General features: G+C 70.4%; 10 protein-coding genes. 4 read left to right on the forward strand and 6 right to left on the reverse strand.

Features of this window, described 5'->3' with window-relative positions; genetic code table 11:
- From AOK23_RS14860 to AOK23_RS14870, 3 genes are all read right to left on the reverse strand, one after another.
- A partial coding sequence (locus AOK23_RS14860; RefSeq protein ID WP_206336202.1) for an alanine racemase occupies window positions 1–472 on the reverse strand: 472 nt, incomplete at its 3' end.
- A complete protein-coding gene (locus tag AOK23_RS14865) occupies window positions 469–957 on the reverse strand; it encodes a RidA family protein (protein WP_240496391.1) in 489 nt (162 codons plus the stop codon). The genes AOK23_RS14860 and AOK23_RS14865, both read right to left, overlap by 4 nt.
- A gap of 521 nt (window positions 958–1,478) precedes the next feature.
- Complete coding sequence (locus tag AOK23_RS14870; RefSeq protein ID WP_055713193.1) at window positions 1,479–2,165, reverse strand: GntR family transcriptional regulator; 687 nt, start codon at window positions 2,163–2,165, stop codon at window positions 1,479–1,481.
- A 226-nt stretch (window positions 2,166–2,391) separates the two neighbouring features.
- Here AOK23_RS14870 and AOK23_RS14875 point away from each other — a divergent pair, with 226 nt between their 5' ends.
- The 3 genes from AOK23_RS14875 to solA all read left to right on the forward strand — a co-directional run bounded on the left by AOK23_RS14875 (window position 2,392) and on the right by solA (window position 5,788).
- Entirely contained in the window at window positions 2,392–3,072 is a 681-nt protein-coding gene (locus tag AOK23_RS14875; RefSeq protein WP_055713194.1) for a haloacid dehalogenase type II, read from the forward strand.
- Window positions 3,073–3,173: 101 nt separating this feature from the next.
- Complete coding sequence (locus AOK23_RS14880) at window positions 3,174–4,577, forward strand: NAD(P)/FAD-dependent oxidoreductase (RefSeq protein ID WP_063791342.1); 1,404 nt, start codon at window positions 3,174–3,176, stop codon at window positions 4,575–4,577.
- A 38-nt stretch (window positions 4,578–4,615) separates the two neighbouring features.
- Window positions 4,616–5,788, forward strand: a complete 1,173-nt coding sequence (solA, locus tag AOK23_RS14885; RefSeq protein WP_055713196.1) for an N-methyl-L-tryptophan oxidase — start codon at window positions 4,616–4,618, stop codon at window positions 5,786–5,788.
- Here the strand turns inward: solA and AOK23_RS14890 are convergent.
- Window positions 5,748–6,635: an EamA family transporter gene (locus AOK23_RS14890; RefSeq protein ID WP_079049489.1), complete on the reverse strand. Its 888-nt coding sequence runs from the start codon at window positions 6,633–6,635 to the stop codon at window positions 5,748–5,750. The genes solA and AOK23_RS14890 overlap by 41 nt on opposite strands.
- A 68-nt stretch (window positions 6,636–6,703) precedes the next feature.
- Between AOK23_RS14890 and AOK23_RS14895 the strand changes: the two genes are divergently transcribed.
- Window positions 6,704–7,612 carry a LysR family transcriptional regulator gene (locus AOK23_RS14895; RefSeq protein WP_079049490.1) on the forward strand — a complete coding sequence of 303 codons (909 nt, stop codon included), beginning with the start codon at window positions 6,704–6,706 and terminating at the stop codon, window positions 7,610–7,612.
- Here AOK23_RS14895 and AOK23_RS14900 read toward each other — a convergent pair.
- On the reverse strand, window positions 7,597–9,339 hold the full coding sequence (locus AOK23_RS14900; protein ID WP_055713198.1) for an SMP-30/gluconolactonase/LRE family protein: 1,743 nt from the start codon (window positions 9,337–9,339) through the stop codon (window positions 7,597–7,599). The two genes, AOK23_RS14895 and AOK23_RS14900, sit on opposite strands and share 16 nt — an antisense overlap.
- A 13-nt stretch (window positions 9,340–9,352) precedes the next feature.
- Window positions 9,353–10,964 (reverse strand): flavin-containing monooxygenase (locus tag AOK23_RS14905; protein WP_055713199.1); only part of this gene is annotated, 1,612 nt, incomplete at its 5' end.

Genomic DNA, 10,964 nt, shown 5'->3' on the forward strand with positions numbered 1-10,964 from the left:
TCGAGGTCGACTGCGGCGCCCCGGAACGACGGGCGCCGCAGTCGACCTCGATCACGACCTGCAGCCGGTCCGGTTCGTCTCCCATCGCGTCGGCGAGAGCCTCGATCGCCGCGACGTTGTCGACGCCGACTCGCAGACGGGCGGACTCGGCGAGCCGGCGGATCCGGGGCTTCTTCGACCCCGCGGCCCAGATCGGGTACGCGAGGAAGATGTCGTCGAACCCGGCCGCGGCGAAGACCTCGGCCTCACCGACGTTTCCCGCGGTGATTCCGACCGCGCCCGCCTCGATCTGGCGTCGCCCGATCTCCACGCACTTGTGCGTCTTGACGTGCGGTCTGACCTTGAGGTTGTGCTGGTCGGCGAAACCCTGGACGCGGTCGATGTTGCCCTGCATGACGTCGACCAGGACGATCGGCGCGGGGGTGTCGATCCGCTCGGCCAGAGCGTCGAGTGCTCGTTGCAGCCGGTTCACGCTTCCCTCCTCGGGACGGCGGTACACACCATCTGGATCTCGACGGGGCTGTTGAGCGGCAGCCCGGCGACACCGATCGCGGTCCGAGCGTGCCGTCCGTTCTCGCCCAGCACCTCGATGAGCAGGTCACTGGCCGCGCTGGCGACGTTCGACTGCTCTCCGAAGTCCGGCGTACTGGCGACGAAGACCAGCATCTGCACGATCCGGACCCGGTCCAGCTCGCCCACCGCCTGCACAGCGGCGGCGAGAGCGTTGAGCGCGGCATGGCGGGCCAAAGACCGTGCCGTCTCCAGCTCGACGTCCCGGCCGACAATGCCCTGACCCAGCAGCCAACCGTCCTTGTAAGGCAGTTGGCCCGAGATGTAGATGCTGGAGTCCACCGACCGGTGGTGCACGTAGTAAGGGTTGTCGGCGAGTTCGGGAAGGGCGAGGCCCAGGGCCTGCAGCCGAGCGGAAGCCGAACCGGTGCTCGCTGCCGACGTCACGGACCGGCTCATCGCGTCACCGCCGCGGACGGCACGGGGATCAGACCAACCGGGTTGGTGACAAGTACCTGTTTCACATGAATCTTGATCATCTGCACTCGGCTCTCTCCTCGAGCAGCAGGGGCGACAAAGCGCCATATCATGGCTTAAAACCGCCAGCTATTGTCGTTTGTCGACCATATGGCTGCCCGTAGAGCACTGTCAATACAAACTTCAACGCTCGGGTGCGCCCTCGGAGCACGTGCGGGAGCACACCTGTCCGCATGGCAAAGAGGGAAAAGAGGGAGGTGAGACGCCGTCAGGGCGGTGACCGATCGGCGGACCGGCAGTCGCGAGACGCCGGGGCGGGCCCTGCCGAAGGACCGCGACAGCATCGGCAGCGGCACCGAGGCGCGCCGGCCCCGCGCCCGGCCTGCCGAATGGGGTTGCCTAGCCGCGCGCATGACTCAGGGCCACCCGGGACCGCTCTGCAACGTCACGGCGGCGAGCGCGCTTCGGCGCTTCACGCAGGGGGCGTGACCTCACACGCGCCGAGGCGCACCTTCCCCGCGATCTCCCGTCTGGGCGCGCAGCCCCATGGGGAAGTGGGCGGCCAGTTCCTGGCGGAACGCGTCGGTGTCGCCTTCCAGGGCGACCGTGGCCAACCTCTCGTGCTCGACGACCAGTTGCTGCGGGTTGTCGCTGTACGTCCGGTGATCGACGCTGAGGTAGAGGCGCAGCTTGGTCTCCCAGCCGTTCCACATGCCCTGCAGGACGCCGTGACCCGAGAGGTCGTAGAAGAGCCGGTGGAAGCGGAGGTGCGCATCGATGCTGGCCGGGATGTCGTCCTTCTCCATGGCCCGGCGCAGATCCTCCACGGTCTGCAGCAACTGGGGCCGCTCAGCACCGCGCAGCGCTTCGGCCGAGAGTTCGGCGGCGTACGGTTCGACGTGCAGCCGGACCGAGTCGATCTCGGCGACCTCGCGAGCGCTCACCTCTACGACGAACGCGCCACGGTAAGGGATCTTTACGACGAGCCCTTCCTCCTCCAGCTTGGTCAGCGCCTCACGCAGCGGGGACCGGCTGATCCCCAGATCCGTGGCGATGTGCGCCTCGCGCAGCTGGCCACCAGGAGGGACGCTTCCATCGAGGATGGCGGCACGCAGCGTGCGGTAGACACCGTCCGGTGTCGTCGTCCGCTGCTCCTGCCACTCGAACTTGTGGTCCACCCCGTCACCCTCCCCTGCTCACACCCGACCACCTGGTCGTTTGTCGACTATACCCCCGCCGATTTGGCGTCAACACCTCAAGCCGGCCGCCCTGGCGCGGGACCCCTGAGCACATGTGACGCGGGAACCCATTGACAGTCGAGGAACCAACGGTCGACAATCGACGAACAAGATGGTCGACAATCGACCATGTGAGCGCCGCTCCACTGAGCACGAGGAGGACCCCGTGGGATTCGATGCCAAGCCCAAGTTCGCGACGTTCGACATGAACGGAACGCTGATCAAGTTCAGCATCAACGACGCGATGCGTGAGGTTCTGGGGGACCGGCTGCCGGCCGAGGTCGCCGACGACTACCTGCGCATCTGCAAGGCGTACCGGATCGACGAGTGCACCGGCGCGTACCAGCCGTTCCACCAGGTCGTCGCCCGCTCCATGGAACGCACCTCGCGCAAGGTCGGTCTGGAGTACCGCGAGGAAGACGCGCGGGCGGTGTACGAGACCATCCCCACCTGGGGCCCGTACCCCGGTGTCACCGAGGCACTGAACCGCCTGGCCGAAGAGGTCCCGCTGGTCATCATCACCAACAGCGACACCGCGCACGCCAAGCGCCTCTCGGAGAACCTGAAGGCCCCGTTCGAGGTCGTCATCAGTGCCGAGGAGATGGGCATCTACAAGCCGCGACTCGGCGCGTTCGACTACATGCTCGACAAGCTCGGCGTGACACCCGACGAGCTCGTGCACGTATCCGCCAGCCCGGCGTACGACCTGCGCTCCGCGGCGATCATGGGCATCGAGAAGAAGGTGTACATGGACCGCGGCTGGGAGCACGACGAGCACTGGCTGGGCTACGAGCGGATCACCGACATCGCCGACCTCCCCGTCCTCTTCGGCCTCCCGCGTCCCTGACGCCTGAGCCCGAGCGGAGAACTGCCGTCATCCGCACTGTGGTGCGGCGCGGCGAACCGGTCATGAGCAGTACGGCTGTGAACCCAGAAGAAGGACACACCATGAACGCCCTCGCGGCACCACCACGAAATGGAGAGCTCGGCTTCTGGGTGGCCCAACTGGCCGACAAGAGGCCCTCGTTCCCCCGTTACACCGGTCAGGACTCCGTCGACGTGGCCATCGTCGGCGGCGGCTACACCGGCCTCTGGGCGGCGTACTTCGCCAAGAAGCTCGAACCGTCGCTCTCGGTCGCCGTCTTCGAGGCCGAACAGGTGGGCTACGGCGCATCGGGACGCAACGGTGGCTGGCTCTCGGCCATGCCTCCGGGCAACCGTGCCGCCTTCGCCCGCGCCGGCGGAGGACTGGCAGCGAGCCGGGCACTGCAGCAGGAATTCGTCGCCGGCGTCGACTCCGTCCTGGACATCCTCCAGGCCGAGGGCATCGATGCGGATCAGCACAAGGGGGGCGCCCTCGTCGCCGCCCACACTCGGGCGGGGCTGGGCCGACTCGTCACCCGGCGGGATGCCGATCTGAAGTACGGGCTGACCGAGGACGAGATCCAGCTGCTCGACCGGGACGAGTTCCGCAGCCGGATCAACATCTCCACCGTGCACGGCGGGCTCTTCTACCAGCACTGCGCGCGGATCCACCCCGCGAAGCTCGTCCACGGCCTCGCCGACACCCTGACCTCCATGGGGGTGAGGATCTACGAGGGCAGCCGAGTGCGCAGTGTCGGCGGCAGAACTCTCACGTTGGCCGACGGACGTGTCACCGCGGCCAGGACGTTCATCTGCACCGAAGGCTATTCGGGCCAGCTGCTGGGCAGCCGGACCCTGATCCCGGTCAACTCCTCGATGATCGTGACCAAGCCGCTGCCGGAGGAGGCGTGGCAGGAGATCGGCTGGGACGGGCCGCAGTGCCTCAGCGACTCCGCGCACACGTTCATCTACGCCCAGCGGACGGCGGACGGCCGTATCGCCATGGGGGGCCGTGGTGTCCCCTACCGCTTCGGGTCCGGTACGGGAGGAGCCGGTGCGACCGCCCGGTCCACCATCGACCTGATCTCGCACAAGCTCGGTTCCTTCTTCCCGGGGATCACCTTCGAGGTGGAACACGCCTGGTCGGGAGTCCTGGGCGTCACGCGGGACTGGAACGGCGGCGTGCTCTGGGACCCGGCATCCGGGATCGGATCGTCCTCAGGCTACGCGGGACACGGTGTCACGGCAGCCTACGTCGGCGGCAGGACCCTCGCGGAGCTCGCCTTCGAGAGGGAAACCGAGCGGACCACTCTCCCCTGGGTCGGCTACCGGGCACGGAAGTGGGAACCGGAACCCGTTCGCTGGCTGGGTGTTCACGCCATGTACCGGCTCTTCGGTATCGCCGACCAGTGGGAAGAGCGCAGGAACTCCGGCAGGACCTCACTCCTGGCCAAGTTCGGCAGCAGGCTCGCCGGACTTCACGAGTAGAGACCGGCCTTCACGAACAAGGAAAGGAAACTGCTCTCATGGACGCGCGACTCGCCGTCATCGGCTTGGGCAGCATCGGAAGCATGGCCCTGTGGCAGGCTTCCCGGCTGTCCGACTCGGTCGTGGGCTTCGAGGCCGCCACCCCCGCCCACGGCCGCAGTGCCGTGGGCGGGGACACCCGCCTGTTCCGGATGATCTACTCCGGGAAGCCCGACTACTACCCCATCATGGAACGCTCCCGCGATCTCTGGGCCGAGCTCGAAGCGGAAACCGGGCAGGAGATCTTCACGCCCACCGGGGGCCTCACCATCGGGACAGCGAACAGCGGCTTCATCAACAGCCTCCTCGCGACAGCGCGCATCACCGGAGCCGAGCACCGCGTCCTCAACCGGGAGGAGATGGCGGAGCGCTACCCCCAGCACAACCTCCGCCCCGACGACTGCGCCGTCTATGACCCCCACGCCGGGTTTCTGCGCACCGACCGCGCCGTCAGCGCCGCCGTCACGGCGGCCCGGGCCAACGGTGCCACCGTCCTTCAGAACACACCTGTCGACAGCATCACCGAAACCGAAGACGGCGTGGTCGTCACGTCGGGCGACAGAACCTGGACGTTCGAAAAGGTCATCGTCGCCTCGGGCGGCTGGTCCCGCAGGCTCATGCCCGACCACCTCAAGGCCGTCACGGAAACCCATCGGCTCGTCCTGACCTGGTTCATCGCCCAGGACGGCGCACAGTTCTCACCGGAGAACTTCCCCGTCTTCAGCCGGCAGTACGACGATCGCTCCCTGTACGGCGCACCCGCCGTCGACGGTGTGACGGTCAAGGCATCCGTGGACGCACCGATGAAGGGGCGCGCGCGGGCGACCCCCGACCCGGACTCCGTGCCCAGGGAACTCACCCGGGAAGAAGTCGAGACGGTCACCGGGACCGTCACCGAGTTCTTCCCCGGCCTCACCCCCACCATCGTGCGCGCCGACGCCTTCCCCGACCTCTTCACCGAGGACAGACATCCCCTCATCGGCTGGCTGGACGAGAACAGCAGGATCTACTGCGCCACCGGATTCTCCGGGAAGGGCTTCAAGATGGCCACCGGCTATGGCCACATCGCCGCACACGAGGCACTCGGCAAGCAGACGTTCGACGGGCTGGACTTCGTGCGTCCGGACCGATTCAGCGGCGGGGAGCCAGGATGCTCAGGGCGTTCGCGGTGACGATCGCGGCGATGGCGGACCATTCGACGACGCCCAGGTGCTGGCCGAGCACGATCCGGCCGACGAGGGCGGCCAGGGCGGGGTTGACGCTCATGAACAGCCCGAACGCCTGGGCGGAGACGCGGCGCAGGGTGAACACGTCCGCGAGGTAGGGGACGGCCGAGGCGAGGATCCCGGCGGCGACGGCGTACCCCAACGCCCCGGCGGTCGGTGGCTGACGGACCATCACGACCACGCCGACGGGGAGGAAGACCAGCGCCGAGAGCGCGGCGGCGGCCGCGGTGCCCTGCGCGCCGGGGACCCGGCGGCCGACGGTGCGGTTGAGCAGGATGTACGACGCCCAGCAGACGGCGGCGAGCAGACCGAGGCCCATGCCCAGATGGTCGGCGGACGGCTGGGGTCGCATCAGCGTGACCACGCCCGCGCCGGCGACCACCGCGCACACGGCGTCCACGCGGCGCCGCGAGGCGGCCAGGGCGACGGCGAGCGGGCCGAGGAACTCCAGGGTGACCGCGAGCCCCAGGCCGACACGGTCGATCGCGGTGTACAGCGACAGGTTCATCGTCCCGAGGACCAGCGCGAGCAGCGCCACGGGCCGCCACTGCTCCGCCGTGAACGACCGCAGCCGCGGCCGGCCGACGGCCAGGAGGGCGAGCGCGGCGACGTACTGGCGTATCGCCACCACCCCGACGGGCCCGAGCACCGGGAAGGCCAGTGCCCCGAGCGCGGCGCCCACCTGGTTGGACAGGCCGCTGCCGACCATGGTGGCGATCCCGGCCGGCCGCGCGGCAGCGGGCTCGGGGAGCGGGGTGATCGGGGCTGCGGCGGGGGCGGGAGGGGCACTCATGCGCCGATCGTGCGTCGCGGCCCCGGTTGCGCAAAATGCATAAGCGCGGCGATCTATACGCTGGACGCATGGATGGCCCCGGACAGATGGATGACCCCGGACGCGCGGACCCGCCGCCGGTTGCCGATGTCGAGCTGCGCCAGTTGCGCTGTCTCGTCGCGATCGTCGACGAGGGCACGTTCACCGATGCCGCGATCGCGCTAGGCGTGTCCCAGGCCGCGGTGTCCCGCACCCTCGCCTCCCTCGAACGGGCCCTGGGGGTGAGGCTGCTGCGGCGTACGTCCCGTGCGGTGACGCCCACGCCGACCGGGTCGCGGGTGGTGTCGCACGCCCGGCGGGTGCTCGGCGAGGTCGACGATCTGGTCCGGGAGGCCACGTCGGGCCAGGTCCGGCTGCGCATGGGGTACGCCTGGTCGGCGCTCGGCCGGCACACGCTGGACTTCCAGCGCCGCTGGGACGCCGCGCACCCGGAGACGGAACTGCGGCTCGTCCGGGTCAACTCCGCGACGGCCGGGCTCGCCGAGGGCGCCTGCGATCTCGCGGTCGTCCGCAGGGCCCTGGACGACCGCCGGTTCGAGTCGGCCATCGTGGGCCTGGAGCGGCGGATGTGCGCGATGGCCGCCGACGATCCGCTGGCCCGCCGCCGCTCGGTCCGCCTCGCCGACCTGGGCGGACGCACCCTGCTGGTGGACCGCAGGACGGGTACGACCACCGCCGAGCTGTGGCCGCCGGGCTCCCGGCCTGCGACGGAGGAGACCCACGACGTGGACGAGTGGCTCACCGTGATCGCCACCGGCCGCACCGTCGGGGTGACCCCGGAGTCCACGGCGCATCAGTACCGGCGGCCCGGTGTCGTCTACCGGCCGGTGCGCGACGCCGAGCCGATCGCCGTCCGGCTCGCCTGGTGGCGGGACGACCCGCATCCCGCCACCCAGGCGGCCATCGAGCTGTTGACGGCGCTCTACCGCTCCGGCTGAGACCCCGGATTCGGCACCGGCATCGTCGAGGTCGTGGTGGGCCTCGGGGTCAGCCGCAGTACGGTGCCCTCTCCGCTGGCCGACAGCAGCAGGCTGCCGTCCGGGGCGGCGGCCAGCCCCGCGAAGCGGCGGGCCATGCCGGGCATACCGGCCGCGAACAGGTCCGGCTCGGTACGGGGGACGACGCCGGGGGGCGGACCCACCGGGAGGTCCTCGGCGTCGACGCGCCGCTCCCCCGTCGTCAGGGAGATCGCGCACAGCCGCCGGTGCTCGGTCTCCACCGCGAACAACTCGTCGCCCAGAACCGCCAGTCCCTGGGGCGCGCCGAGCCCGTCCGCCACGACGACCACGGTGCCGGGGCCGTCGAGGCGGAGCACCGACCCGAGCCGCTCCTCGCTGACGTAGCAGCGGCCCCGCGCGTCGAAGGCCACGTCCGTGGGCCGGTCGAGCCCTTCGGCGAGCACGGTCACCGAACCGGCTCCGCCGTCGGCGCCACCGCCACCGCTGTCGGCGACGGCGACGACCCGGCCCGCGCCCGTCTCGGCGACCACGAGGGAGCCGTCCGGTGCGACGGCTATGCCGATGGGCCGGTCCAGTCCCCGTACCCGCTCCCGTGTGGTGCCGGTGTCCAGGTCGTGGGTCCGTACGTCGCCGAACTGGGAGGTGTGGTGCAGCAGTCGGCCCTCGGCGGCGATGCCGTGGGCGAAGGGCAGCAGGAGGTGGGTCCGCACACCGCCGGGTCCCGTCCCGCCCGGCCCGGTCCCGTCGGGTTCGCCGAACGGTTCGCCCTCGTCCGTGGCGGCCGGGCTCGCCAACCGGTAGTGGTCGGCGACGTACACCGTGCCGCCGGGGTCGACGGTCACCCCGTAGGGGCCGTCCAGGCCGCGGGGCACGAGCGCGCGGGTGCGGCCGTCGGGGTGCAGCTCGGTGATGCCGCCGCTGGCGAAGCTGGAGACGAACATGCGGTTCTCGGCGTCGAACGCGGCGTTGTCCAGGCCCTTGAGCCCGCTGGTGACGAGGGTGCGGCTGCCGGTGCCGTGCAGGTCGACGCGGGTGACGATGCCCTCCGCGCCGCGCGACAGGACGTGCAGGACTCCGCCCCGGTCGAAGCGGACGGCGACCGGTTCGTGGACGCCCTCCGCGACCACCTCGGGGGTGCCGCCGTCCGGCGGGATCCGCCAGACCTGACCGGTGATCATGTGCGGGTAGTACAGGTGGCCGTCCGGGCCGAGCTGCATCGCGTTGCCGAGCGCGAGGCCCTCGGTGAGGACCACGGGGTCACGACCGTCCGGGAACAGCTCCAGCAGGCGCCCGTTCACCGTCATCTCGTTGACGAAGAGCCGGTCCCCGACACAGGTGATGCCGTTGGGGTTGCGCACGTCCTCGGAGACGAGTCCGTACTCCCCCGCCGGGCTCCGGCGCCACACCCGCCCCGGGACCAGGTCGGCGATGTACATCGAGCCGTCCGCGCCGAAGGCCAGGTCGTCCGGCGACTGCACCGGGCCGTCCATGGGCACGACGACCTCGACGTCCCCGGTGGCCGGGTCGACGGCGCTGATCTGCCCGGCGAGGAACTGGGCCACGTACAGCCGCCCGTCGGGGCCGAAGGCGACGCCGTTGGAACCCCACAGCGGGCTGGGCGGGTTGAGTCGCCGCGCCTGCCAGCGGTCGCTGGTGGTCCGCGGCTCGCCGGTCCTCCCGTCGTACCGGCTCCGACGTGTGGTCATACGCCCTCCCCACTCACTGCTCGGCGTCGACGAGGACGTCGTCCATGCCGCCGTCGGACCGCCAGTTCGCGAGCAGTTCGTGGAAGGCGACCGGGCCGTCCCCGTACGACTCGCTGCGCTCCCGCGGTCTGCCCTCGTTGTTGTAGTAGCCGGGGGTGCACTCGGCCTGGAACGTGTGCAGGTCGGCGGCCTTCTCACGGATCGTGGCGACCCAGGCGGCCTCGGCCTCGGCGGTCGGCTCGATGTACCGGGCCCGGCGCGCGCGGGCCGCGGCGACGACCTCGCCGACGTGCAGGGACTGCTGGTCGAGGATGTGGACGTAGTTGACGGCGCTGGCGTTCTGCAGGGGGCCCAGCTGGAAGAGGTTCGGGAAGCCGTGGCTGTAGAAGCCGTGGAGGGTCCTCGGGCCCGTCTTCATCCAGGTCTCCAGCAGGCCGGCGCCGCCCCGGCCGTACGCGGGGAGCCTGCCGGACAGCAGCCCGGAGACGCCCACCTCGAAGCCGGTGGCGAAGATGACGCAGTCGACCTCGTACGCGACGCCGCCCACCACGACGGCCTTCTCGGCGATCCGCTCCACGCCGTGGGTGTCGGCTGTGTCGACGAGCGTGACGTTGGGGCGGTTGAAGGTCTGGAGGTAGGTGTCGCTGAAGGTGGGCCGCTTGCACATGTAGCGGTACCAGGGCTTGAGCTTCTCGGCGGTCTCCGGGTCCTCCACGATCGCGTCCACGCGGGCGCGCAGCTCGTTCATCTTCTGGAAGTCGGCGAGTTCGTACGCCTTCTCCCGCTCCTCGGGCGGGACCTCCGCGTAGGCGCTGGTCGGGATGAGCTTCTCCTGGAGGCGGGCGCTGGACGTCCAGGCGTCGTTCACCGGGTCCTCGTCGACGCGGACGCCGGTGACGGTCCTGAGGAAGTTGTCCATGCGCCGCCGCTGCCAGCCGGGGCTGAGTGTGCCGGCCCACTCGGGGTCGGTGGGCGCGTTGCCCCGTACGTCGACGGTCGAGGGCGTGCGCTGGAAGACGTAGACGTGGGCCGCGTCCGCCCCGAGGTGCGGGACGATCTGGATGGCGGTCGCGCCGGTGCCGATGACGGCCACGCGTTTGTCGGCGAGCCCGGTCAGGCCGCCGTTCGCGTCGCCGCCCGTGTAGGCGTAGTCCCAGCGGCTGGTGTGGAAGGTGTGGCCCTCGAAGGTCTCGATGCCGGGGATGCCGGGGAGTTTGGGCTGGCTGAGCGTGCCGCTGGAGACCACGACGTACCGGGCCCGCATCCGGTCGCCGCGGTCGGTGGCGACGGTCCACTCCGAGTCGGTGTCGTCCCAGCGCAGTTCGGTGGCGACGGTCTGGAAGCAGGCGTCGCGGTAGAGGTCGAAGTGGCGGCCGATGGCGCGGGTGTGCTGCCGGATCTCCTCGCCGGGGGCGTACTTCCACCGCGGGACGTAGCCGAGTTCCTCCAGCAGCGGCAGGTAGATGTACGACTCGATGTCGCAGTGGATGCCGGGGTAGCGGTTCCAGTACCAGGTGCCGCCGAAGTCGCCCCCCTTCTCGATCACGCGGACGGACTCGACGCCGGCCTGCCGCAGCCGGGCCCCGGCGAGGAGTCCGCCGAACCCGCCGCCGATGACGACGGCC

The organism is Streptomyces torulosus (assembly GCF_001419765.1).
Classification (GTDB): domain Bacteria; phylum Actinomycetota; class Actinomycetes; order Streptomycetales; family Streptomycetaceae; genus Streptomyces; species Streptomyces torulosus.